The sequence below is a fragment of the Kitasatospora sp. NPDC088783 genome, assembly GCF_044750705.1.
Taxonomy (GTDB): domain Bacteria; phylum Actinomycetota; class Actinomycetes; order Streptomycetales; family Streptomycetaceae; genus Kitasatospora; species Kitasatospora fiedleri.
The window spans coordinates 51545-75533 of record NZ_JBIVKJ010000019.1 but is presented as its reverse complement, the minus strand read 5'-3'; the positions used below and the strand labels follow the sequence as shown (position 1 = coordinate 75533).

Annotated in this window: 18 protein-coding genes and 2 pseudogenes; 12 read left to right on the top strand and 8 right to left on the bottom strand. The window is 73.4% G+C overall.

Features of this window, described 5'->3' with window-relative positions:
• The first annotated feature begins 1 nt into the window (after position 1).
• The 8 genes from ACIP60_RS33530 to ACIP60_RS33495 all read left to right on the top strand — a co-directional run bounded on the left by ACIP60_RS33530 (position 2) and on the right by ACIP60_RS33495 (position 11324).
• Positions 2-292 carry an acyl carrier protein gene (locus ACIP60_RS33530; protein ID WP_035864774.1) on the top strand — a complete coding sequence of 97 codons (291 nt, stop codon included), beginning with the start codon at positions 2-4 and terminating at the stop codon, positions 290-292.
• Between the two features lie 2 nt (positions 293-294).
• Complete coding sequence (gene fabZ / locus ACIP60_RS33525; RefSeq protein ID WP_233533710.1) at positions 295-837, top strand: 3-hydroxyacyl-ACP dehydratase FabZ; 543 nt, start codon at positions 295-297, stop codon at positions 835-837.
• Between the two features lie 44 nt (positions 838-881).
• Positions 882-2903, top strand: coding sequence for a GNAT family N-acetyltransferase (locus ACIP60_RS33520; RefSeq protein WP_400691957.1), 2022 nt, complete (start codon positions 882-884; stop codon positions 2901-2903).
• Between the two features lie 35 nt (positions 2904-2938).
• On the top strand, positions 2939-3967 hold the full coding sequence (locus ACIP60_RS33515) for an aminomethyl transferase family protein (RefSeq protein ID WP_400691954.1): 1029 nt from the start codon (positions 2939-2941) through the stop codon (positions 3965-3967).
• On the top strand, positions 3967-6297 hold the full coding sequence (locus ACIP60_RS33510; RefSeq protein ID WP_400691951.1) for a beta-ketoacyl synthase N-terminal-like domain-containing protein: 2331 nt from the start codon (positions 3967-3969) through the stop codon (positions 6295-6297). The genes ACIP60_RS33515 and ACIP60_RS33510 overlap by 1 nt, the downstream gene beginning before the upstream one ends.
• 1379 nt (positions 6298-7676) lie before the next feature.
• Positions 7677-8330, top strand: a complete 654-nt coding sequence (locus ACIP60_RS33505) for a hypothetical protein (protein ID WP_400691949.1) — start codon at positions 7677-7679, stop codon at positions 8328-8330.
• A complete protein-coding gene (locus tag ACIP60_RS33500) occupies positions 8327-9499 on the top strand; it encodes a hypothetical protein (protein ID WP_400691947.1) in 1173 nt (390 codons plus the stop codon). Before ACIP60_RS33505 ends, ACIP60_RS33500 begins: the two co-directional genes overlap by 4 nt.
• Before the next feature lie 49 nt (positions 9500-9548).
• Entirely contained in the window at positions 9549-11324 is a 1776-nt protein-coding gene (locus tag ACIP60_RS33495) for a DHA2 family efflux MFS transporter permease subunit (RefSeq protein WP_400691944.1), read from the top strand.
• A gap of 25 nt (positions 11325-11349) precedes the next feature.
• On the opposite strand, the gene ACIP60_RS33490 is transcribed toward ACIP60_RS33495, so the two are convergent.
• From ACIP60_RS33490 to ACIP60_RS33470, 5 genes are all read right to left on the bottom strand, one after another.
• A complete protein-coding gene (locus tag ACIP60_RS33490) occupies positions 11350-12345 on the bottom strand; it encodes a LuxR C-terminal-related transcriptional regulator (RefSeq protein ID WP_400691941.1) in 996 nt (331 codons plus the stop codon).
• A 152-nt stretch (positions 12346-12497) separates the two neighbouring features.
• Positions 12498-14375 (bottom strand): BTAD domain-containing putative transcriptional regulator, encoded by a 1878-nt coding sequence (locus tag ACIP60_RS33485; RefSeq protein ID WP_400691938.1) that lies wholly within the window; start codon positions 14373-14375, stop codon positions 12498-12500.
• Positions 14376-14548: 173 nt separating this feature from the next.
• The gene (locus ACIP60_RS33480; protein ID WP_400691935.1) at positions 14549-14749 is read right to left on the bottom strand and encodes a hypothetical protein; all 201 of its coding nucleotides are present in this window, start codon (positions 14747-14749) and stop codon (positions 14549-14551) included.
• A gap of 166 nt (positions 14750-14915) precedes the next feature.
• On the bottom strand, positions 14916-15161 hold the full coding sequence (locus ACIP60_RS33475) for a hypothetical protein (RefSeq protein ID WP_400691932.1): 246 nt from the start codon (positions 15159-15161) through the stop codon (positions 14916-14918).
• 215 nt (positions 15162-15376) lie between these two features.
• The gene (locus tag ACIP60_RS33470) at positions 15377-16612 is read right to left on the bottom strand and encodes an ROK family protein (RefSeq protein ID WP_400691929.1); all 1236 of its coding nucleotides are present in this window, start codon (positions 16610-16612) and stop codon (positions 15377-15379) included.
• 143 nt (positions 16613-16755) lie between these two features.
• Between ACIP60_RS33470 and ACIP60_RS33465 the strand changes: the two genes are divergently transcribed.
• From ACIP60_RS33465 to ACIP60_RS33450, 4 genes are all read left to right on the top strand, one after another.
• Entirely contained in the window at positions 16756-18066 is a 1311-nt protein-coding gene (locus ACIP60_RS33465; RefSeq protein ID WP_400691926.1) for an ABC transporter substrate-binding protein, read from the top strand.
• 1 nt (position 18067) lies between these two features.
• Complete coding sequence (locus ACIP60_RS33460; protein WP_400691923.1) at positions 18068-19060, top strand: carbohydrate ABC transporter permease; 993 nt, start codon at positions 18068-18070, stop codon at positions 19058-19060.
• Positions 19057-19899: a carbohydrate ABC transporter permease gene (locus ACIP60_RS33455; protein WP_400691920.1), complete on the top strand. Its 843-nt coding sequence runs from the start codon at positions 19057-19059 to the stop codon at positions 19897-19899. The genes ACIP60_RS33460 and ACIP60_RS33455 overlap by 4 nt, the downstream gene beginning before the upstream one ends.
• A 98-nt stretch (positions 19900-19997) precedes the next feature.
• The gene (locus ACIP60_RS33450; protein ID WP_100836915.1) at positions 19998-21341 is read left to right on the top strand and encodes a GH1 family beta-glucosidase; all 1344 of its coding nucleotides are present in this window, start codon (positions 19998-20000) and stop codon (positions 21339-21341) included.
• Positions 21342-21430: 89 nt separating this feature from the next.
• On the opposite strand, the pseudogene ACIP60_RS33445 reads toward ACIP60_RS33450, so the two are convergent.
• From ACIP60_RS33445 to ACIP60_RS33435, 3 genes and pseudogenes are all read right to left on the bottom strand, one after another.
• Positions 21431-22387: pseudogene (locus tag ACIP60_RS33445) on the bottom strand (chitinase); the annotation flags it as partial.
• A 225-nt stretch (positions 22388-22612) separates the two neighbouring features.
• A pseudogene (locus ACIP60_RS33440) lies at positions 22613-23125 on the bottom strand (carbohydrate binding domain-containing protein); the annotation flags it as partial.
• Between the two features lie 266 nt (positions 23126-23391).
• The gene (locus ACIP60_RS33435) at positions 23392-23940 is read right to left on the bottom strand and encodes an RICIN domain-containing protein (RefSeq protein WP_400691916.1); all 549 of its coding nucleotides are present in this window, start codon (positions 23938-23940) and stop codon (positions 23392-23394) included.
• Positions 23941-23989: the final 49 nt, after the last annotated feature.

Sequence of the window (23989 nt, the reverse complement as noted above, 5' to 3'; positions counted from 1 at the left end):
CATGTCCACCGCCACCTTCGAGGACGTCCGCACCCAGGCCGAGCAGCGCCTGGAGAAGAACCTGAAGATCAAGTCGATGATCATCGACCGCCTGGGCCTGGACGCCGAGGCCGAGGTCGTCTCCGACAACCAGCCGCTGTTCGGCCGCGGCCTGGAGATGGACTCGCTGGACACCCTGGAGATCGTCGTCATGATCAACAACGAGTACGACGTGCTGATCAGCGACGACGACTTCGAGGCCTTCGGCTCCATCAACGCCCTGGTCGACTTCATCGAAGCCCGCGAGGTCTGACCGTGGCCACCGCACCCGCCCCCGCCAGGGCCGCCGCGCCCGCCGCCCCGGGCAAGGAGAAGCCGAAGACCTTCGCCTACTCCTCCGACGACATCAAGCGGATGCTCCCGCACCGCTGGCCGATGCTGATGATCGACCGCGCCTACGACGTGGTCCCCGGCGTCTCCGGACGCGGCGTCAAGAGCGTCTCGGTGAACGAGCCGTTCTTCGCCGGCCACTACCCCGACCACTCGATCATGCCCGGCGTGATGATCGTCGAGGCGATGGCCCAGCTGGTCGCCGTGGTCTACGTCGCCGAACTGCTGGAGGCCCCGGCCCCCGCCGCCGGGGACGCGCCCGCCGACCCGTCGGCCAGCGTCGGCTACCTCGGCTCGATCAGCTCGATGAAGTTCTCCCGGCTGGTCGTCCCCGGCGACCAGCTCACCCTGGAGGCCAAGCTCGGTCAGAAGCTCGGCGGCCTGCGCTCGGTCTCGGTCCGGGCCTCGGTCGGCACCGAACTCGCCGCCGCCGGCTCGCTGATCGTCACCACCGAGCGCAAGGGCTGACCCGGCGCCGCCCCACCGCACCAGCACAGACAAGGAGGTGTGCCATGTCCATCACGATCCGCCCCTACCAGGAGGGCGACGCGCACGACATCGCCGAGCTGTACAACCGGCACCGCGACAACCCCAACCCGGTGGCGGGCGGGATCACCGGCGCCGAACTGGAGCGCGAACTCGCCGAGCGCGACACCGCGACCTTCCTGATCGCCACCGAGGACGGCCGGGTGGTGGGCACCTTCGGGCTGTTCCACAGCACCGGACGGCGCTCGGCCCGGGCCGGCGAACTGATCGCCGACATGTTCTTCGTCGCCCCGGCCTACCGCAACGGCGTCATCACCGGACGCCTGTTCACCGAGGCCGTCGAGTGGATGATGCGCTGCGGCTGCCTGGTCCTGCGCCTCACCGTCAACCCGGCCAACACCGTCGCGTTCAAGCTCTACCGGCGGGTCGGCTGCGTCTCCGTCGGCGAGACCGTCCCCGGCGAGGACGGCAACGTCGAACTGCACAACTACATCCCGCTGATCCTGCGCAGCGTCTTCCACGACCTCGGCCCCGAGGCCGTGGCGGAACTCGGCAAGCTCAGCAGCTTCGGCAACGTCACCGACGGCCGGGACGGCGAACTCCGCTCCGACGTACGGGTGGTGGACGGAACCAGGACCGTCGCCTACGCTCTGGCCCTCGGCGCCTTCAAGCTCGCCGCCACCATCGACGTGGACCGCGGCCTGATGCTCGACGCGGCCCTCACCGGCCCCGACGGCACCACCCGGCCGCTGCGGATCGCCGAACCGCCCTACCAGGTCAAGGCCCCGGGCGACGGCCGGCCGCACCGCTTCGGCGACCACGGCCTGACCGCCGAGCTGGACGCCGCCGAAGGCACCCTCACCGTGCACGCCGAGGGCCACCACGGACCGGTGTTCGCCTCCACCTGGCCCAGCGCCGAGGCCGACCGCTCGGCCGGCTGGCGCGAGGGCCAGGCCCGCGACCTGGAGATCGAGCCCGTCGAACACGGCGTCCGGGTCACCGAGCGCACCGGCGGCAACCTGGTCACCGGCACCCTCACCCTGCACCACGGGGTGCTGCGCCAGGAGTTCACGTACACCACCCGGCCCGGCCGGATCTTCCAGACCGTCGGACTGCGCCAGGGCGACTTCACCCTGACCGGCCCCGACGGCACCGCCGAAGAGCACCCGATCGGCACCGGCCTCGGCGTCCGCGACACCTCCGAGGTGGTCGCGGCCGCCCGCACCGCCCCGGCCGGCAGCGCCCTCGCCTGGACCGACGGCGCCACCCGGGTGGCCCTCCCGGCCGGCCACCCCGTCCGGCTGATCACCACCACCCTGGTCGAACGCCACCTGGAGCCCGACGCCGACGGCACCGCCCGCCTGCGCACCGAGCTCGCCACCGGCCCCCGGGCCGCCGCGACCCGACCGGTCACCGGCGCCGAACCCCTGGACGGCCGGCGGAAGCTGACCGTCAAGGCCGCGGCCGGCGGCATCACCGGCTGGACCGAGAACGGCACCAGGGTGCTGCGCAGCCCCGCCCCCCGCACCCGGCCCTTCGGCTGCAACCCGCGCTGGAGCGCCGGGGCGTGGGTCACCCGCGAGCACCACCGGCACAGCCTCGCCACCGGCCTCGGCTGGGGCGTCCCGACCGCCGAGTGGGAGCAGAAGCACCCGCTCGGCCTGGCCGCCCCGCAGGAGCGGATCAGCTGGGAGGTCACCGCCCCCGAGCGGTCCGCCGAGCCGGTCCGGATCGACGTCCACGCCCCCGGCGCGGACGAGGAGACCGTCCTGTGGCTCACCCCCGACACCCCGGCCGACACCGCCGTGGTGATCGACTCCGCCGGCACCCGCCGGGAGCTGGACAGCGCCGGCTTCCGGCAGGTCTGGGCCGCCGCCGCGGCGGTCCGGCTCGGCAGCGGCCACTGGCTGCACCTCGCCCCCGCGGGCGGGAGCCCCACCCAGGAGATCGTCCTGCGCACCACCTCCTCCGGACTGCTGATCGGCTGCGCCGCCACCGGCACCGAAGCCGCCTGGCAGCTGTCCGTCCACCCCGCACCCGCGATCTGACACCCCGTCACTCCCCGAAAGGACACCGAAGAACCATGACCACCGCCCCCGCCCGCACCGCGCAGGACGACTACACCACCGTCCGCACCGCCATCGGTGCCTACCGGATCACCGCCCCGCTGGTCCGGGTCTCCGGCGGCGACCGCTACGAGTTCCTCGACCTGTTCCTGGCCAAGTCCAGCGAGTACGTCGAGCCGGACAGCGTCCGAGAGGCCCTGGCCCTGAACACCGACGGCTCCCCGTTCGCCGTCCTGCTGCACTTCGAGATCGGCGACGACTCCTGGCTGCTGCCCCGCACCCCCGTCACCGCCGAGCAGCTCACCGCCTACCTGGACGCCGTCGACGCCCCGTCCGACGTCACCGTCGAGGTCGCCCCCGAGGGCTGGGGCGCCAGCGCCTTCGAGGGCCCGCACGCCTGGGCCGCCGCCGCCACGTTCGTCGAGTTCGACATCTCCGGCCTGACCCTGCACGGCGTCACCGAGTCCGCCGTCCCCGGCGAGCCCGCCGCGCTGGCCCACCTCGCCCGGGTCGGCACCACCGGCGAGTACGGCTACCTGCTGCTCTCCAACGCCCCCGAGGCCGCCCACGCCGCCGTCGTCGAGGCGGTCACCGCCGAGAACGGCGCCGAGGTCGGCCCGCAGGGCCTGGCCCGGGTCCAGGCCGAGGCCGGGATGGCCGTCTACGCGGCCGGCTTCGGCGGTCTGCCGGTGCACGAGGCGGACCTCGCCTGGATGGTCGACTGGAACCGGATCGGCGAGTTCCAGGGCTCCGAGGAACTGGTCAAGCCCACCTCCGAGACCGCCAAGACCACCGCCCTGGCCGCCCCGGCCGGCGCCGTCGTCCCGGCCGGCACCCCCGTCACCGCCGGCGGGCAGCGGATCGGCACCGTCGTCTGGCAGGCCCCGTCCGCCAACGCCGAGGAGGAACTGGTCGTCGCCCTGCTGGACGCCCCGTTCTGGGTCCCCGGCCTGGAGCTGGCCGCCGACGACGCCGACAGCACCCCGCTGCGCACCGTCACCCAGCCCCGCGTCATCGCCCGCTCCCTCACCACCCGGATCCACTGATGACCGACCACACCACCACCACCGAGCGGATCGCCCTCACCGGGGTCGGCCTGATCACCGGCGCCGGCGACGACGCCGAGAAGAGCTGGGCCGCGATCTCCCAGGGCGTCTCCGGCATCAAGACCAACACCCTGTTCGACACCACCGAGCTGCTCACCGACTGGGCCGGCATGGTCACCGCCGAGCAGCCCGCCGACCTCGACCGCTGCTACGCGCTGGCCGCCACCGCGATCCGCGAGGCACTGCGCACCTCCGGCCTCGACCTGGACACCGTGGACCGCGACCGGGTCGCCGTGGTGGTCGGCTCCAGCCTCGGCGCGATGCCGACCCTGGAGAACGTCCACCGCGGCCTGGTCAAGGACGGCGAGCTGGACGCCCAGGCCGCCGCCGCCTCCCAACTCCCCTGCGTGGGCGACTACATCGCCGCCGAGTTCGACCTGCGCGGCCCGCGGATCGTGCTGTCGAACGCCTGCGCGGCCAGCGCCGTGGCCCTCGGCTACGCCGCCGAACTGCTCTGGAAGGGCGAGGTCGACCACGTCATCTGCGGCGGCGTCGACCCGCTAGCCGAACTCTCCGCGTACGGCTTCTCCGCCCTCGGCGCGCTCGACCCCGAGCCGTGCGCGCCGATGTCCGCCTCCACCGGGCTCACCCTCGGCGAGGGCGCGGGCTTCATGGTCCTGGAGTCCGCCGAACGGGCCGCCGCCCGCGGCGCCACCCCGCTCGCCGAACTCGGCGGCTACGGCCTCTCCTGCGACGGCTACCACCAGACCGCCCCCGACCCGAGCGGCAAGGGCGCCGCCGCCGCGATGGCCCAGGCCCTGCGCACCGCCGGGCTGGAGCCGCAGGACGTCGACTACGTCAACCTGCACGGCACCGGCACCCCCGCCAACGACGTCTCCGAGCCCAAGGCCGTGAAGCTGCTGTTCGGCGCCGAGCTGCCGCCCGCCAGCTCCACCAAGTCGATGCTCGGCCACACCCTGGGCGCGGCCGGCGCGGTCGAGGCGATCGTCTCCACCCTGGCCATCGACCGGGGCGTCATCCCGCCGACCGTCAACACCCGCGGCACCGCCTCCCCGTTCGGCCTGGACATCGTCCCCGACAACGGGCGGCCCGCGCCGCTCGAGGTGGTCGCCTCCAACTCCTTCGCGTTCGGCGGCAACAACGCCACCGTCGTCCTCAACAAGCCCGGACGGCCCGCCCGTTCGGCCCGGCACACCCAGCCCGTGCACCACGTCGTGGTCACCGGCGTCGCCGGACTGGCCGGCTCGGCCGGCTCCACCGCCGAACTGACCGCCGCCCTCGCCGAGGGCCGGACCGGCTTCGACACCCTGGAGCAGGTCGCCGGGATCGGCGAGCGCCCGATCGGCCGGATCGACGTCAAGGCCGTCACCAAGCGGCTCAACCCCAGCAAGGCCCGCCGGATGGACCCGCTCGGCGTGCTCGCCGCCGGCGCCGTCGGCGACCTGTACGAGCGCCACGGCAAGCCCTCCCGGGCCGAGGCCGAGGGCACCGGCATCGTCTTCGCCACCGGCTACGGCCCGGTCACCTCCGTCCTCAACTTCCACCAGGGCGTGCTGGAACAGGGCATCACCGGCGCCAACCCGGCGATGTTCGCCAACACCGTCGTCAACGCCGCCGCCGGCCACGTCGCGATGCTGCACCGCTACCGCGGCTACACCGCCACCATCGCCAACGGCGGCACCTCCTCCGTCCTCGCCCTCCAGCTCGCCGCCCGGGTCATCGCCCGCGGCATGGCCGACCGGATCATGGTGGTGGTCGCCGACGAGTTCCCCGCCCAGGCCCTGGCCACCCAGGCCCGGCTGCCCGGATACGCGAAGACCGCGCACGTCGTCCCCGACGGCGGCACCGGCACCGTCCTCTCCGAGGGCGCCGCCGCGATCCTGCTCGAATCCGAAGCCTCCGCCGCCGCCCGCGGCGCGAGCGTCCTGGCGGACGTCCGCGGCTTCGGGGCCTCCGGCGAGTCCGTCGGCATCGGCCGGATCGGCCGCGACGGCGAAGCCTGGGCCCGCGCCCTGCGCGCCGCCCTCGCCGAGGCCGACTCCACCCCCGAGCAGATCGACACCGTGGTCTCCGCCGCCTCCGGCTACCGCCTGGTCGACCTCGCCCAGCGCCGCGCCCTCGCCCTGGCCGGCCTCGCCGAACGCCCCACCCGCACCCCCAAGGCCCAACTCGGCGAGACCTACGGCTCCGCCGGCGCCCTCGGCCTGGTCGCCGCCCTCGCGGGCGACGCCCCCGCCGGACGCCTCCTGCTCTCCAGCTTCGCCTACGGCGGCTCCTACGCCGCCGCGGTCATCGACGCGAGGCCCTGATGACCCCCCTGCGGACACCCCGACCCCCCACCGCCCTCACCGCCAGCTGGTCCCTCCACCTGGGCCCGGCCCTGCACGCCGCCACCCGCCTCCCGGCGGGGGCGGAGCACGGCGAGGCGGGGGAGCGGTCGGCGGATCAACTCGCCTCGGCGGGAGGATCGTCGGCGGTGGGTGGTGTCGGCGGTGCTGCGGCGGGGTCGGGAGGTGGCCGCCCGGCGGTCGGCTCCGAGCCTGCGGCGGTCCCGCCGGGGACTCAACTGGGCCCTTCGGGAGGGTTGTTGGTGTCGGGTGGTGTCGGTCGTGCTGCGGCGTCTCCGGGCCGTCCGGCGGTTGGCTCCGAGCTTGCGGCAGTCCCGCTGGGTGCTCAACTGGGCTCTTCGGGAAGGTCGTTGGCGGTGGGTGGAGTCGACGGAGCTGCGGCGGGACCGGGAGGTAGCCGTCCGGCGGTTGGCTCCGAGCCTGCGGCGGTCCCACTGGAGGGTCAACTGGGCTCTTCGGAAGGGTCGTCGGCGGCGGATGGTGTCGGTCGTGCTGCGGCGTCTCCGGGCCGTCCGGCGGTTGGCTCCGAGCCTGCGGTGTCCCCGCTGTGGGCGCAACTGTCCTCTTGGGTAGGTGCGTTGGCGCCGGGTGGCGTCGGCCGTGCCGTGGCAGGGTCGGGAGGTGGCCGTCCGGCGGTCGGTGCCGAGCCTTCGGCGGCTCCGCTGAGGACACGACTTGCTCCGTTGGCAGGGACGTTGGCGGCCCCCGGTCGGGCGCGGTTCGGCTTCGGTGCCGGTCGCGTCGTGGGGGCCGAGACCGAGTCCGCTGCCGGTGCGGCGGAGCGTGAACCCGCTCCGGTCGCCGATGGGGGAGCGGTCCGGTCCGGCGGGGCCGGGCGGCGGGTGGCCGGGATGGTCTTCGCCGTGCGTCGGTTGACGGCCCGGCTGGTGGGGACGGGGCGGACGGCTCCGGCCCTCCCCGCCACCGGGTCCGTACCGCCGGCGGTGAAGGACGGGCTCGCCACCGTCTCTGCCGCCGCCCTCTCCGCCGCTGGCGCTGGTGCAGCGGTTCGGTCGGCGGTCCGGGGGACCGGGTACCGCCCGGAGGTCGACGGCGGGTGGGCCGTGCCGGTCCCGGCCACCGCCGCTCTCTCCGCCGCTGGCGCTGGTGCAGCGGTTCGGGGGACCGGGTGCCGCCCGGGGGCCGATGGCGGGTGGGCCGTGCCGGTCCCGGCCACCGCCGCTCTCTCCGCCCCTGCCCCCGTCCCCGCCGCTCTCTCCGTCCCTGCCTCCGTCCCCGCCCCCCTCTCCGTTCCTGTCTCCGTCCCCGCCGCCGATGCAGCGGCCCGGTCGGCGGTCCGGGGCACCGGGCGCCGCCCCGGGGTCGACGGCGGGTGGGCCGTGCCGGTTCCGGTCACCGTGGCCGACCGGGTGGTGTCCGGGGCGGAGCGGGGGGTGGTCGACTGTCTCGTCACCCATCATCCGCGGCTGCCCCGGGATCGGATGGGCCACCGGCTGAACGACGCCGGGCGGTGGCTGATCGCCGAGGCGGTGGCCCACCTGTACGGGGTCCGGATCTCGCCGCGCGAGCTGGCTCGCGATGAGCACTGGCGGTGGAGCGTACCGGAGTTGGGCCTGACCGCCTCGGTCGCGCACTGCGCCGCGTACTCGACGGTGGCGCTGGTCGCCGGGCAGACCGTCGGGGTGGACCTCCAGGACCACCGGGACCGGCCGTTCGCCATGCAGTGGCTGGGCGCGCTGCTCGGCCGCCCGGACGGCGAGCCCGCCACCATGCGGGACTTCGCCGAGTGCGAGGCGCTGATCAAGGCGTCGCACATCCGCAAGGAGACCTTCGCGGGCGTCCGGCTCCCGGACTGGCGGCCGGGTTGGCGTCCCACCAACGTCGGCTACCTGGTCCGCTCCACCGACCTCGGCGACGGTCTGCAACTGGCCCTGGCCACCGACGCCCCCGCGCAGGTCCGCTGGTGGTGGCAGCCGGAGCCCGCCGCCCGCCCCGTCCGCACCGCCACCCCGAAACTGGAGCCCGTCGCATGACCCCCACCGCCACTCCCACCGCCGCCCCGGGGCGCGTCTACACCCGGCGGATCTCGCAGATCGAGCGCGGCTACCTGAACGCCAACGCCACCGGCACCCCGCAGCTGATCCAGATGGTGATCGAGGGCAGCGGGCGGATCGACCCGGCCGAACTCGCCGACGCGGTACGGAAGTCCACCGCCGTCAACCCCGGTCTCGCGGTGCGCCGGAAGGGCCCGAACTGGCGGGCCGACGACGCCGCCCTGCCGCCGGTCACCGAACTGCCCGCCGGGGCCGGGTTCGAGCACCCGTTCTTCCACCGCGACCTGGACGTCGTCACCGGTCCGGTCTGCGAACTCGGCCTGGCGAACGGGCCGGTGACCCGGCTGGTGGTGCGGGCCAGCCACATCGTCACCGACGGCCGCGGGCTGCGGCACTGGATCGAGGACCTGTTCCGGGCCCTGCGCGGCGAGCAGCTCCTCGGCGCCGACTCCACCGTCGACGACACGCACTTCCGGGCCGCCGCCGCCCCCGTCCCGGCGGCGCCCGTCCCGGCCCGGGTGGAGGGCTTCCCGGCGATCCTCGGCCGGGGCGCGGCCGACGGCACCGCGCTGTGGCTGCGCCGCTCGATCGCGGCGACCCCGACCGCGGTGACCGCCCGGATCGGCGCCGCCGTCTCCCGGCTGCTGACCGCCGACACCGGCCGGCTGATCATCCCGGTGGACCTGCGCCGGCACGACCGCGAGGTGCGCTCCACCGCCAACCTGACCTCCCAGCTGGTGCTCGACCTGCACCGCGAGGACCGCTGGAACCGGCTGCACAGCCAGCTGCTCGCCGCCATGCTCCGCAAGCGCGAAGTCGCCTCCCTGGAAAGGGACTTCCTCCGCAACAACCCGTTCGCCAACTCGCTGCGCGAGGCCCAGGAGCTGGACGGCACCCGCTTCCCGTGCACCGCGATCCTCACCGACCACGGCCGGATCGACACCGGCCTGTACCGCACCGCGCACTTCCGCCCGACCGAGTACTACACCCTGCCGATGCTCGTCCCGTACGCCGAGATGTTCCTGAGCACCTGCCAGATTGACGACCGCACCGAGCTCACCCTGTCCTGCCGCAACCGCCCGGACGCCCGCCCGGCCGCCGAAGCCGTGCTGGACGAGGTCGAGCGCGCCCTGCTCACGGTCGACTGACCCGGTCCGGCCCACACTCCTCCTCCCCGCTGATGAAGGACCCGCGAAGATGCCCACCACACCCGCCCGCACCACGGTGAACGCGGCCAAGGGCAAGGCCCGCCGCAAGCCGGCCCCGGCCCGCAAGCCCGCCGCCACCACCGTCACCGTCACCAAGACGACCGCCACCGCGACCGCCGCCGCCACCGCCGCCACCAAGGCGACCGGTGCCAAGCCCGAGTCCCCCGCCCCGTCCGCGAAGGCCGCCACCCCGAAGGCCGCCACCCCGAAGGCCGCCACCCCGAAGGACGCGCCGAAGGACGCCCCCACCGCCGTCGCGGTCGAGGAGGAGCCCACCCCCGTCGAGCAGGCCGCGCCCCCCGCCGACCGGACGCCTCCCCCCGCCGAGGCGCCGTCGAAGGCCGCGCTGCTCACCATGGTGATCGCGGTGGCCGGCGGCTTCATCGCGCTGCTGGACACCACCATCGTCAACGTCTCGATGCAGGAGACCACGGCCCGGTTCGGCGGCATCAACCAGGTGCAGTGGGTGGTGACGGCCTACCTGCTGGCGCTGGCGGCCGTGATGCCGGCCACCGGCTGGCTGGCCACCAGGTTCGGGACGAAGCGGGTGTTCGCCGCCGCGGTGACGCTGTTCGCGCTGGGTTCGCTGGGCTGCGCCGCCGCGCAGTCGCTGGACCAGCTGATCGCGGCGCGCGGCCTCTCGGGCGCGGCGGCGGGCGTGCTGACGCCGGTGTCGACGATCCTGCTGACCCGCGGGGTGCCGCGCGAGCACCTGGGCCGGGTGCAGGCGCTGAACGGTTCGGTGATGCTGATCGGTCCGCTGCTGGGCCCGACCATCGGCGGTCTGCTGGTGGGCTGGGGCGGCTGGTCGGCGGTGTACGTGGTGAACGTCCCGTTCTGCGCGGTGCTGCTGGCGGCGGCGCTGCGCTGGGTCCGCAAGGACGCGCCGCCGGCCGGGAGCGCCCGGCCGCTGGACGTGCTGGGCCTGGTCTCCTCGGCGACGGCGACGGTCTCCACGGTGCTGGCGATCCACGAGTACGCCGAGCAGGGCGCCCGGGCGAGCGCGGCGCTGCTGGTGCCGGTCGGCCTGGCGGTGCTGGGCGCGGTGGTCTTCGTGCTGCGCGAACTGCGGGCGAAGGCGCCGCTGCTGGACCTGCGGCTGTTCCGCATCCCGGTGTACGCGACCGCGGTGGTGAACATCTTCTGCCTGGGCTTCGTGCTGTACTCGCCGATGATGCTCATCCCGCTGTACTTCGAGGACGCCCGCGGCGAGTCCGCGGTGGCCACCGGCCTGCTGATGTCGACCGGCGGCCTGGGCGTGGTGTCCGCGGCCTGGCTGTCCCGGGTGCTGCTGCGCAAGATCGGCGGCGGCGCGACGGTGCTGATCGGCATCGGCCTGACCATGCTGGCGACGCTGCCGATGACCGGCCTGACCGGCACCACCCCGTACCCGCTGATCTGCGCGAGCCTGGTGGTGCGCGGCCTGGGCACCGGCCTGACCATCGTGCCGACGATGACCCGGGCGTTCCAGTCGATCCGTCAGGAGTCCATCCCGGACGCCTCCTCGCAGCTCAACCTGACCCAGCGGATCGGCGGCGCGCTGGCCATCGCGGTGGTCACGGTGGTGCTGACCGACTCCGCGAAGGAGCACCACGGCATGGTGCCCGCCGCGTTCGCGCACTCCTTCGGCTGGCTGCTGGGGGTGTACGGGGTGACGCTGCTGCCCGCGCTGGCGCTGCTCCTCGCGGACCTGCGGGAGAAGCGGGCGCAGGCAGCACCGGCGGCACCTGCGGCACCGGCAGAACCGGCGGCGCAGACGGCCTGACGGCGCGTCAGCCGGGCGCCCGCGGTCAGCGCGTGGCGGGGAGCCAGCCGTCCTGGACGGCGTGCACCCCGGCCTCGAAGCGGCTGCGGGCGTCCAGCCGTTCCATCAGGTTGGCGGCGAACCGGCGGGCGGTGCGCGGCGAGACGCCCATCCGCTTGGCGATCGCCTCGTCGGTGTGGCCCTGGGCGAGCATCTTGAGCACCGCGAGTTCCTGCGGCGGCATCTCGTGCGCGTCGACCTTCGGCATGTCGCCGACCGGGATCGCGTTGTCCCAGACGCCCTCGAACAGGGCGCACAGCGCGGCCACCGTGCCGGCGCCGCGCAGCACCACCGCGCCGGCCCGGGCGTCCTCGGTGTCGATCGGCAGCACGGCCTGCCGCCGGTCGAAGATGATCATGCGGATGGGGAGTTCGGGCACCGTCCGGACCTGGCCGCCGTGCAGGTTCAGCCAGGTCACGTGGTCCAGGGTGGGCCGGTGGTTGCGGACGCTGTCCAGGTAGACCGTGCGCATCTGGACGCCGCGCTCCAGCAGCGCCGCGTTCGGCTGCCGACTGGCCCGCAGGTCCTCCTCGGTGTGCGCGCCGCCGGGGGCGAAGGTGGCCACCTCCTGGCGCACCGAGCCGGCCAGTTCGGCCAGCCGCTCGCGGATCGCCTCCGGGCCGCTCAACTGCTCCGAGGCGGCGTCGGTCGCGGTCGGCCGGAACGCCGAGCACTCCGCGATCAGCTGCGCGGCGGCGGCCCGGGAGGCTTCCACCCGCAGCTGCTGGGCGGCGAGTTCGGCCTGCTGGCGGGCCAGCAGCACCTCCATCGCGGTCTCCGGGCCGATCGCCCGGAACCCGATGCCCTCCCGGGCGGAGGGCTGCACCAGGGCCAGTTCGCTCAGCCGGTCGAGCCCGGCGCGCACTCTCTCCTCGGTGATGCCCAGCGACCTGGCCAGGGCGGCGACCCCGGACTGCGGCTCGGCCAGCATCCGGCGGTAGATGGATTCGGCCTCGGTGTCGAGTCCCAGTGCGTCCAGCATGAATCGATCCCCGTTTCGATCAGCGCCAGTAACGTTTGCTCGGGCTCAGAGCTTACTGATACGGGGCAACCACGCACTGACCGTCATGTTCCGGAGAGGTGTCCGGGCAGCGGACGCGGGACCACCGGGACCGCGGCCCGGCACCGGGGGGATCACACCGCGGCGGTCAGCAGCAGGCGGCCGACCAGCTCGGTGACCTCGGGCGCTCCGGGGACGGCCCCGGGAACGGGCTCGGCCGGCGGCTCGGGCAGGGCCGAGGAGCAGTCCCGGATCAGGCTGTGGAAGGAGAACAGCGCCGACGCCTCCTGCCGGACCAGGTTGTGCTCGAACAGGACGTCCAGGAAGCACTCGGCCTCGTCCGGGCTCACCCCGGTCAGCGCCGCCGCCCGCTGCACGTCGAAGCTCTCCGCGCCCTGCCGGCTCATCAGCCGGGAGAAGCGCTGCTGCGCCCGGTCCAGGTACTGGTAGGAGGCGCGCAGCAGCGCCATCAGGTCCCGGTCCGCGGTGCGCAGGCAGCGGGCCCGCCGGGCCGGGTCGGCCAGCCGCTCCACCAGGTCCGCGACCGTCCAGGCCGGACGGTCGCGCAGCCGGGTCGCGGCGATCCGCACCGCCAGCGGCAGGTACCCGCACAGCGCGACGGCCTCGGCGGCCCGGGCGGGCTCCCGGGCCACCCGGGCCCGGCCGGCCACCCGGGCCAGCAGCTCGACCGCGTCGGACGGCGGCAGCACGTCCAGCGGCAGCGCCACCGCGCCGTCCAGGGCGCTGAGCTTGCGCCGCCCGGTCACCAGCACCAGGGTCTCCCCGGCGCCCGGCAGCAGCGGGCGCACCTGGGCGCTGTCCGCGGCGTCGTCCAGCACCAGCAGGCAGCGCCGGCCGGCCAGCCGGGCCCGCCACAGCGCGCTGCGCTCCTCCAGCGAGGCCGGGACCTCCTCGGGCCGCAGGCCGTCCGCCCGCAGCAGCGCGGCCAGCGCCCGGATCGGCGGCACCGGCGGCCGGGTCTCGTCGAAGCCGTCCAGCGCGGCGAAGAACTGGCCGTCCGGGAACTGCCCGGTCAGCTGGTGGGCGAGCCGCACCGCCAGGGTGGTCTTGCCGACCCCGCCCATGCCGTCGACGGCCAGCATCAGCGGGGCGCCGGGGGCCCGCCGGCCGACCGCCTCCAGCAGCAGGGCCGACTCGGCGGCCCGGCCGGTGAAGTCCGCCAGGTCGTGCGGGAGGCAGTTGGGGCTGCCGGGCGGCTCCTGCCCCCGGGCGGGCCGCGGCGCGGGCGGTTCGGCCGGTGCGGCGGCGGCGCCGTGCACGCCGGGGCCGTCGGCCAGGATCTCGGCGTGCAGGGCGCGCAGCCCGGGGCTGGGCTCCAGGCCGAGTTCGTCGGCCAGGAAGCGCCGCCCCTCGTCGTACACGGCCAGCGCGTCGGCCTGCCGGCCGCTGCGGCACAGGGCCGTCATCAGGCTCCGCCGCAGCGAGTCGCGCAGCGGGTACTCGGCCAGCAGCGCCGTCAACTCGCCCACCAGCGAGGAGGTTTCGCCGACCTTCAGGCGCAGTGCCATCAGGTCCTCGACGGCGGCGATCCGCTGTTCGTTCAGTTTCACCGCGGCGCTGGTCACCGCCGGGCAGTGGATTCCGGCGAAGGCCTCGCCGCGCCACAGGTCGACCGCGGACTGGAGCAGCCGGATCGCCTCGGCGAACCGCCCGTCCCGCTCGGCGGCCCGGGCCTCCCGGACCTTGCGGGCGAAGCGGTTGGCGTCCACCGCGTCCTCCGGGGCGGCCAGCCGGTAGCCGACGTCGGCCGTCACCAGCCGGTGCTCGCCGGCGGCCAGCACCCGTCTCAGGTCCCGGATGGCGTTGTGCACCTGGGGGCGGGCCGAGGTCGGCGGGTCCTCCCAGAGCTCGTCCACCAGGAAGTCCATCGGCACCACCCGGCCGACGTTCAGCAGCAGCAGTGCCAGGAGTCTCTGCTGCCGCATGCCCCGGACGTCCACGGGGACACCGCTCTGGCGGGCCTCCAGGGCGCCCAGCACCAGGAATTCCATCGTCCTTCACCCCCGTGAATCCGATCGGTCCGTCTACTCGCCGCTCGCCGCTCGCTGCTCGTGCGGTGCGGTGCGGTGCGGTTGCGCTGTGCTGTTGTGCTGACCTTCGGTCAGTTGGTGCGGTGCGGACGGGCCTTGCCGGTCCGTCGGCGGGTGCCGTGCGGCCGGTCGGCTCAGCCGCCCCAGGTGACGTCGCCCTGCGGGGAGGCGCCCGGGTGCGGGGTGGCGGTGGCGGTCGGGGTCGGGTCGACCTGGACGGTCCCGGCGCCGTCCGCGACGTTTCCGGAGAATTCCACGGCGCCCGCCGAAACGGTCAGGGCGGCGACGGCGACAATCGCGGAAGCGGCGAACTTGGAGACACGGGTGACCAGCACGGAATTCTCCTCGGAAAGTAGTGGGGATTTCCCGGGATTTCCTCCCGGGGTTCCTGGCCGGGGCTCTCGCTCCCCCCGACACCTCCACTCTGCTCCCGCCGGCAGCGGGAGGGAACAGACTCCGGCTGGACGGAACATGCACTGACCTAAGCCGTCCAGGCCGACCTCAGTCGAAGTCCCACCAGGGGCCCGGAACCAGGGCCGCACCCACGGCCAGCACGTCCACGCCGGCCAGCTCGGGCTCCTCGCCGACGGCGCGCCCCAGCAGGGCGGCGGCCCGCTCCTCCGCCTCGGCCAGCCCGGCCGACAGGCTGAACACGCCCACGGTGACCTCGCCCGTCCCGTCCTGGTGGACGCTCACGTGCTCCAGGGCGTCCGCCTCGCGGGCATGGGACTGGACCATTTCCGCCAAGCCCGGGGGAACTCCACCGCCGGCCGGCATTCGCAACCTCGCGTGAACCAGATACATGGTCCCATCTTCGTCCCCGCCGCTAAGTACCCGAACGACTTCCGGGTGGTCTCTTTATGCCGTGGCACAAACCGTCCCGCCCGCGCCGGTCCTGAACGGGACGGCGTGGACGGGACGGGACGGGCGGGACGCGTGGGACGTGCGGGACGGGGCGCCGGTCAGACGGCGGCGACCGCCGCGAGGTGGTCGGGCAGTTCGCCGCCGCTGTCCAGGAAGTGCGTCAGCGGCAGCGTCGCCGCGCCGAGCGTCACCGCGTCCGGACCGAGGTCGGAGAGGGTGATGGTGGTGCGGGAGCGGGGGAAGGACAGGGCGTAGCGGGTCGCCGCCTCGCCGATCGCGGGGAGCAGCCGGGGGCCGAGCAGCAGGCCGGCCCAGCCGCCGATGACGATCCGCTCGGGGTTGAACAGGTTGACCAGGTCGGCGATGGACGCGCCGAACAGCTCGGCGGCCTCGTCGAGCAGGGCGACGGCGCTCGGCTGCCCCTCCTCGGCGGCCCGCAGCAGGGCCGCCAGACCGGCCTTCTCGCTGGTGTCGGGCACCGTGCCGTCCCAGCGCTCGACCAGCGCCTCGGCGCCGACGTACGCCTCCAGGCAGCCGCGGGAGCCGCACCGGCAGGGGCGGCCGCCGACGTGCACCTTGGTGTGGCCCCACTCGCCGGCCGAGCTGGTCGCGCCGCGGAAGCGGACGCCGTCGGCGATCACGCAGGCGCCGACGCCGGAGCCGAACAGGGCGACCACCGCGTGCCGGCTGCCGCGCCCGGCGCCGAACCACATCTCGGCCTGGCCGAGCGTCTTGGCGCCGTTGTCGACGTACAGCGGCAGCGGGGTGTGCTCGCGCAGCATCCGGCCGAACGGGACGGCGTCCCAGCCGAAGGTCTGGCCGTGCACGACGATGCCCGCGCCGGGGTCGGCGCCGGTGCCCTGCTCGACGATGCCGGGCACCCCTATCCCGATGCCGAGCACGTTCTCGGCGGCGACGCCGGCCGCGGCGAGCACCTGGTCGAGGCCGCCGGCGATCATCCGGACCACCCGCTCGGGGTCGTGCGCGGCGAGCAACGGCTGGTCGGCCGAGGCGAGTTCGGTGAGCGCGAGGTCGAAGAGGGTGACCCGGACCTGGGTCTCGCCGATGTCGATGCCGACCAGGTGGGCCTGGCCGGGGGTGACCCGGAGCAGGATGCGCGGGCGGCCGCCGTCGGACTCGACCGATCCGCACTCCTCGATCAGCCCGTCGGCAAGCAACTCGCCCGTTACGTTGCTGACCGATCCGGCACTCAGCCCGGTCGCGGTGCCCAGCTCCTGGCGGCTCAGCGGACCGTTGAAGTACAGGTGTCGCAGTAGCGTGGAACGGCTGCTCCGGCGCAGGTCGCGAACGGTCTGCTTGCCTCGCGGTGTCATCGGTTTCCCTTCTTCGTTGCAGAATCTACGCCGTCGCGCCTCTTGACGTCTACTTTTCTCAGACGTTAAATCTCGGCGTGAAGTAAGCAGTTCCGACTGCCTCTTCACCCCCACGAGACGACAGCCCGAGAGGGGCTCCTCCCATGCGCACCCACCGGATCTCCGCCGCCCTCGCCCTGACCGCCGCGATCGTCCTGACCGCCTCCGCCTGCGGCGGCGGCGACAGCGGCAGCGGCGGCAACTCCAGCCCCAAGACGCTCACGTACTGGGCCTCCAACCAGGGCAGCAGCCTGGAGAACGACAAGCAGGTGCTGGAGCCCGAGCTGAAGAAGTTCGAGGCGCAGACCGGCATCAAGGTCAACCTCGAGGTCATCCCCTGGTCCGACCTGCTGAACAGAATCCTGGCCGCCACCGCGTCCGGCCAGGGCCCGGACGTGCTGAACATCGGCAACACCTGGTCCGCCTCCCTCCAGGCGACCGGCGCACTGCTCCCGTTCGACCAAGCCGCCTTCGACAAGATCGGCGGCAAGGACCGCTTCCTGGAGTCGACCATCGCCTCGGCCGGCGCCAAGGGCAAGGACCCGGCGGCCGTCCCGCTGTACTCGATGGCCTACGGCCTGTACTACAACAAGAAGCTGTTCCAGGCGGCCGGGATCGCCAACCCGCCCGCCACCTGGGAGGAGCTGGTCGCGGACGGCAAGAAGCTGACCTCGAGCGACAAGTACGGCCTGGCGATCGAGGGCGGCAACGTCTCGGAGAACGTCCACCACGCCTTCACCCTGGGCATGCAGCACGGCACCGGCTTCTACGACGCCTCGGGCAAGCCGACCTTCGACAGCCCGGAGGCCGTCGCCGCGGTCAAGCAGTACGTCGACTTCATCGCCAACGACAAGATCGCCGCCCCCGGCAACGCCGAGTACGCCGCCAACCAGTCGGTGACCGACTTCGCCACCGGCAAGGCCGCGATGCTGATGTGGCAGTCCGCGGGCGCCAACCTCAAGTCGCACGGCATGAACCCGGACGACTACGGCGTCGTCCCCGTCCCGGCCCCGGCCGGCGCCACCGGCGACAAGGCCACCACCTCGATGGTGGCCGGCATCAACCTGGCGGTCTTCAAGAACACCAAGAACCTCGACGGCGCCCTGAACTTCGTGAAGTTCATGACCAGCGACGAGGAGCAGAAGACCCTCAACGGCACCTACGGCTCGCTGCCGCCGGTGAAGGCCGCGCAGTCCGACGCCGCGTTCTCCACCCCGGAGCTGCAGACCCTCGCGGGCGTCCTGCAGAAGAGCGCCGCGCCGCTCCCGCAGGTCCCCACCGAGAGCCAGTTCGAGACCCTGATCGGCACCGCCGTGAAGAACCTGCTGGCGTCCGCCGCCGCGGGCAAGCCGATCACCGAGGCCACGGTCAAGGACGAACTGTCCAAGGCCCAGCAGCAGATGCCGGCCAGCTGACGTGCCCGAGAAAGTGATCGACCGCCAGACCGCCGGACAGGAGGCCGCCCCGAAGGGGGCGGCCCCCGCCCCCCGGCGCCTCCGTGACAAGTTCGGGCGCGGCGCACTGCCCTACCTGCTGCTGCTCCCGGCCCTGCTGGCCGAACTGCTGATCCACCTGGTCCCGATGGTCACCGGCATCGTGATGGCCTTCAAGCAGCTCACCCAGTTCTTCATCCGCGACTGGGGCTCGGCGCCCTGGTCCGGCTTCGACAACTTCAAGGTCGCGCTGGAGTTCGACGCCCCGGTCGGCAAGGCGCTGCTGCACTCGTTCTGGGTGACCTGCGGGTTCACGGTGCTGTCGGTCGGCCTGTCCTGGCTGATCGGCGTCACCGCCTCGGTCTTCACCCAGGACGCCTTCCGCGGCCGCGGGCTGCTGCGCGCGGCGTTCATGCTGCCGTACGCGCTGCCGGTGTTCGCGGCCGTGATCACCTGGTCGTTCATGTTCCAGCGGGACACCGGCCTGATCAACCACGTGCTGCACGACCAGCTCCACCTGACCAGCGACAAGCCGTTCTGGCTGATCGGCGACAACAGCTTCTGGGCGCTGCTGACCGTCTCGGTCTGGAAGTCCTGGCCGTTCGCCTTCCTCACCCTCACCGCGGGCCTGCAGAACATCCCGCGCGAGCTGTACGAGGCCGCCGCGCTGGACGGCGCCGGCGTGTGGCAGCAGATCCGCCGGATCACCCTGCCCTCGCTGCGCCCGGTCAACCTGGTGCTGGTGCTGGTGCTGTTCCTGTGGACCTTCAACGACTTCAACACGCCGTTCGTGCTGTTCGGCAAGTCCGCCCCGCAGGCCGCGGACCTGATCTCGATCCACATCTACCAGTCCTCCTTCATCACCTGGAACTTCGGCCAGGGCTCGGCGATGTCCGTCCTGCTGCTGCTGTTCCTGCTGCTGGTGACCGCGGTCTACCTGTTCGCCACCAACCGCCGTCGGGGGGACGCAGAATGATCAACCCGCCCGCCTCCTTCCGCTGGCTGCGCCGGATCGTGCTGCTGGTGCTGGCCGTCTTCACCCTGACCCCGGTCGCGGTGATGCTGAGCTCCTCGCTCAAGCCGCTCCAGGACGTCCAGGGCCCGTGGCGCTGGATGCCCAGCCACCTGACCTTCCGGCCGTACATCGACATCTGGAAGACCGTCCCGCTCGCGAAGTACTTCACCAACTCGCTGATCGTCGCGGGCTCGGCCACCGGCCTGTCCGTGCTGATCGCGCTGCTGGCCGGCTACGCGGTGAGCCGCTACCGGTTCCGCGGCAAGAAGGTCTTCACGATCACCGTGCTGTCCACCCAGATGTTCCCCGGCATCCTGTTCCTGCTGCCGCTGTTCCTGATCTTCGTCAACATCGGCAACACCACCGGCATCGCGCTGTACGGCAGCCGCGGCGGCCTGATCCTCACCTACCTGACCTTCTCGCTGCCGTTCTCGATCTGGATGCTGGCCGGGTACCTGGACTCCATCCCGCGCGACCTCGACGAGGCCGCCGCGGTCGATGGCTGCGGCCCGATCCGCACCCTCGTCCAGATCATCGTCCCGGCCGCCCTGCCCGGCATCATCGCGGTCGCCGTGTACGCCTTCATGACCGCCTGGGGCGAGGTGCTGTTCGCCTCCGTCATGACCAACGACCAGACCCGCACGCTGGCCGTCGGGCTCCAGGGGTACGCCACGCAGACCGACGTCTACTGGAACCAGGTGATGGCCGCCTCGCTGGTCGTCAGCCTCCCCGTGGTCGCCGGATTCCTGCTGCTGCAGCGCTACCTGGTGGCCGGTCTGACCGCCGGTGCCGTCAAGTGAGGCACCGTCAGGGTGTCGACAACTGACGCACCGACAGGGTGCCGACGCGTGACGCACCGCCCGGACCGCCGCCCCCTCACCCTCGAAAGGACCACCCCGTGAACCACCTCGACGCGCTGCCGGCCAACTTCCGCTGGGGCGCCGCCACCGCCGCCTACCAGATCGAGGGCGCCGCGAGCACCGACGGCCGCGCGCCGTCGATCTGGGACACCTTCTCGCACACCCCCGGCAAGGTCGACAACGGCGACACCGGCGACACGGCCTGCGACCACTACCACCGCTGGCCCCAGGACCTCGACCTGGCCAAGGGGCTCGGCCTGGACGCCTACCGCTTCTCCATCGCCTGGCCCCGGGTCGTCCCGCAGGCCGACGGCCGGGTCAACGCGGCCGGCCTGGACTTCTACGACCGCCTGGTCGACGGCATGCTGGAGCGCGGCCTCACCCCGTTCCCGACCCTCTACCACTGGGACCTCCCGCAGGCCCAGCAGGACCGCGGCGGCTGGCCCGAGCGCTCCACCGCCGAGCGCTTCGCCGAGTACACCGCGGTGGTCGCCGAGCGCCTCGGCGACCGGGTCCGCGACTGGTGCACCCTCAACGAGCCGCTCTGCTCCTCCTGGATCGGCCACCTCGAGGGCAAGATGGCCCCCGGCGTCACCGACCTCACCGCCGCCGTCCGCACCTCCTACCACCTGCACCTCGGCCACGGCCTCGCCGTCCAGGCGCTGCGCGCCGCCGTCCCCGGCGCCCGGATCGGCATCGTCAACAACCTCTCCACCATCGAGCCCGCCACGCAGTCCGACGCCGACCTCGCCGCCGCCCGGCGCGCCGACGGCCACATCAACCGCTGGTGGCTCGACCCGATCCTCGGCCGCGGCTACCCGCAGGACATGCTCGACCTGTACGGCGTCGAACTCCCCGTCCGGGACGGCGACCTCGACCTGATCTCGGCCCCGCTCGACTGGGTCGGCCTCAACTACTACTTCCGCCAGATCGTCGAGGACGACCCCACCGGCCCCGTCCCGGGCTTCCGCCAGGTCCCCGGCCCCAACCCCGAGCGCACCGCGATGGACTGGGAGGTGCACGCCCCCGGCATCGAGGAGCTCCTGCTGCGCCTCACCGAGGACTACGGCGTCCGCGAGATCTACGTGACCGAGAACGGCTCCGCCTACCGCGACACCGTCACCGCCGACGGCCGCGTCGACGACCCCGAGCGCACCGCCTACCTGGAGTCCCACCTCGCCGCCTGCGCCCGCGCCGTCGCCAAGGGCGCCCCGCTGGCCGGCTACTTCGCCTGGTCCCTGCTCGACAACTTCGAGTGGGCCTACGGCTACGACAAGCGCTTCGGCCTGATCCACGTCGACTACGACACCCAGGTCCGCACCCTCAAGGCCAGCGGCGAACGCTACGCCCAGCTCATCGCCGCCCACCGCGCCCGCGCCTGACCCCCACCACCCCCCCGAACCACAGGGCCCCGGAAGCGACCGACGCTCCCGGGGCCCTGCCTCGTGCACTTCCTACCGGCTACGGGGCGTCAGCGGCCCTGGAGGGACTTGACGTTGTCGCCGAAGGTCCAGCCCTTCGAGCCGTCCCAGTTGAGGGACCAGGTCATCAGGCCCTTCAGCTGGCCGTTGAAGGAGCCGTAGGCCTGGGAGACCAGGCCGGGGGCCATGTAGCCGCCGCCCGCGCCGGACTGGGCGGGGAGGCCGGGGACCTGCTTGTCGTAGGGGACCTTGACGGTGGTGCCCTGGATGGTCAGGCCGTTGTTGAGGCAGGTGGTCTGGGCGGTGAAGCCCTGGACGGTGCCGGCCGAGTAGGAGTCGCCGGAGCAGCCGTACATGGAGCCGTTGTAGTACTGCATGTTCAGCCACCACAGCCGGCCGTTGTCGACGTACTTCTTGATGATCGGCAGGTAGGAGCCCCAGATCGAGCCGTAGGTGACGCTGCCGCCGGTGACGTACGCGGTCTCGGGGGCCATGGTGAGGCCGAAGCCGGCCGGCATCTGGGCGAGGACGCCGTCGATGATCCGGATCAGGTTGGACTGCGAGGCGGACAGGGTGGTGATGCTGCCGCTGCCGGACAAGCCGGTCTCGATGTCGATGTCGATGCCGTCGAAGTTGTACTTCTTCAGGATCGGCACGATGGTCGCGACGAACTTGTCGGCCACCGCGCTGGAGCTCAGGTCGATGCCCGCGGCGGCGCCGCCGATCGACATCAGGATGGTCGCGCCGTTCGCCTTGGCCTGGCACATCTCGGCGGGGGTGGCCACCTTGACGCCGGTGTCCATGCCGTCCTGCCAGAGCACGGTGCCGTCGGAGAGGATCACCGGAAAGGCGGTGTTGAGGACGTTGTAGCCGTGCTGGGCGATCCGGCTGTCGGTGATCGGGGTCCAGCCGAGGCCCGGGTGCACGCCGTTGGAGGCGCCGTCCCAGTTCTCCCAGTAGCCCTGGAGCACCTTGCCGGTCGGCCGCGGCTTGGTGGCGCAGGTGGCGTCACCGGGCGGGTTGCTGGTCGGCGGCTGCGAGGTGGGCGGCTGCGAGGTCGGGGGCTTGGACGTCGGGGGCTGCGAGGTGGGCGGCTGGGACGTCGGCGGCTGGGAGGTGGGCGGCTGGGAGCTGGGGGCGCTGGTGGACGGCGACGGGCTGCCGCTGCCGCCGGGGCCGCTGAGCACCAGGTCGTCCGCGTAGAAGGCGGGCTGGCCGTACCAGCCGTGCACGAAGACGGTCACCGAGGTGGTGGAGGCGCCGGTGGAGAAGGTGGTGCTGAGCTGCCCGTACGAGGCGTTGCCGGGGGCCCAGGTGGAGGCGTTCACGCCGGTGCCGGTGGCGCCGAGGTAGACGTAGCTGCCCTGGACGAAGCCGCTCAGGGTGTACTGCGCGTTGGGCTGCACGCTGATGGTCTGCGAGCACTGCGCGCTGTCCTGGCCGCTGGGGGTGGCCTTGAGCGCGGCGGTGCCGCCGTGCACCGGGCTGCTGACGACCGTCGCGCCGGAGCCGGCGGTGCAGGTCCAGTTGGCGAGCCCGCTCTCGAAGCCGGGGTTGGCGACCAGGTTGGCGACGTCGGCGGACGCGGTGACCGAGCCGGCCACGGCGAGGCCGGTGCCGATCACGGCGGCGGCGCTGACGCCGGCCAGCGACCGCTTCAGGACGCTCGGACCCGGCTGGGCGTGGCTGACCCGCGGCGCCTGGGCGGCGCGCTCCACGGGCGAGTACGACCTTCGACGGAACATGGTGCTCCCTTCCCGCCGAACACCTGGTCATGGGCATGACCAGCGCTGTGGGGGCGCGATGCGCGGCTGTGGGTGAGGTGGGGACATGTGGGGGGTTGTGCCCAGCCGGATCGTAGGAGCGGGGGCAGGGGGCGTCAATAGGTCTGGACCAATGGCGAGGGTCCGGACCATCCCGGCGAAGGGTCGCCGACTGCCCCTCCACCGGCGGCCCCTCCACCGGCGGCCCCTCCACCGGCGGGCCGGGGGCGTCGCGGCCCGGCCGCCGGTCAGCCCGTCGGGGCCACGGTGAACGGCGCGGCCAGCACCCAGGTCTGGTTGGAGCCGCCGTGCGGCGCCCAGAGCGTCGCCGGAGCGGGGGAGACCGCCTCGTACGGGCAGTCCAGCACCATCCCGGTGCCCGCGTTCTCGATCCGGTGCGCCCGGCCGCCGTCCACCGCGACGACCCGCCAGCGCTGCCAGGCCGCGTCCGCGCCGTGCCGGTCGCACATCCGCACCGAGTCGCCGTCCTGCGCGCCCCGGCCGTCCAGCAGCAGGTTGTTGGCCGCCGAGACCAGCTCGAACTCCCCGTCCCGGTCGGTCGGCCCCAGCAGCCACAGCTGGTGCGGCTGCCCGTGCGCCTTCCACAGGTGCGGACGGGTGCCGTGCCGGGTGTGCAGCGCGGTGTCCAGCGCCAGCCCGCTGCTCACCGAGAGCACCAGGAACGGCCCCAGCGGCTTGCGGGCCCGGCGGCGGAACAGCGAACCCACGTCGTCCGTACCGATCTTCAGGAACGGTACGCCGATCTCGGCACTGACGCGGCGCTCTCCCGGTGGCATGGCCGCCATGCTAGGGCCTGCCCCCGGCCTCCCGCGCCCCCGTACGCCC

What these genes read in the sequence shown, in the direction of transcription:
- ACIP60_RS33510 (WP_400691951.1), top strand. Translation starts at nt 3,967, where the DNA reads ATGACCGACCACACCACCACCACCGAGCGGATCGCCCTCACCGGGGTC.
- ACIP60_RS33495 (WP_400691944.1), top strand. Translation starts at nt 9,549, where the DNA reads ATGCCCACCACACCCGCCCGCACCACGGTGAACGCGGCCAAGGGCAAG.
- ACIP60_RS33485 (WP_400691938.1), bottom strand. Translation starts at nt 14,375, where the DNA reads ATGGAATTCCTGGTGCTGGGCGCCCTGGAGGCCCGCCAGAGCGGTGTC.
- ACIP60_RS33515 (WP_400691954.1), top strand. Translation starts at nt 2,939, where the DNA reads ATGACCACCGCCCCCGCCCGCACCGCGCAGGACGACTACACCACCGTC.
- ACIP60_RS33530 (WP_035864774.1), top strand. Translation starts at nt 2, where the DNA reads ATGTCCACCGCCACCTTCGAGGACGTCCGCACCCAGGCCGAGCAGCGC.
- ACIP60_RS33465 (WP_400691926.1), top strand. Translation starts at nt 16,756, where the DNA reads ATGCGCACCCACCGGATCTCCGCCGCCCTCGCCCTGACCGCCGCGATC.
- ACIP60_RS33500 (WP_400691947.1), top strand. Translation starts at nt 8,327, where the DNA reads ATGACCCCCACCGCCACTCCCACCGCCGCCCCGGGGCGCGTCTACACC.
- ACIP60_RS33520 (WP_400691957.1), top strand. Translation starts at nt 882, where the DNA reads ATGTCCATCACGATCCGCCCCTACCAGGAGGGCGACGCGCACGACATC.
- ACIP60_RS33455 (WP_400691920.1), top strand. Translation starts at nt 19,057, where the DNA reads ATGATCAACCCGCCCGCCTCCTTCCGCTGGCTGCGCCGGATCGTGCTG.
- ACIP60_RS33490 (WP_400691941.1), bottom strand. Translation starts at nt 12,345, where the DNA reads ATGCTGGACGCACTGGGACTCGACACCGAGGCCGAATCCATCTACCGC.
- ACIP60_RS33470 (WP_400691929.1), bottom strand. Translation starts at nt 16,612, where the DNA reads ATGACACCGCGAGGCAAGCAGACCGTTCGCGACCTGCGCCGGAGCAGC.
- ACIP60_RS33435 (WP_400691916.1), bottom strand. Translation starts at nt 23,940, where the DNA reads ATGCCACCGGGAGAGCGCCGCGTCAGTGCCGAGATCGGCGTACCGTTC.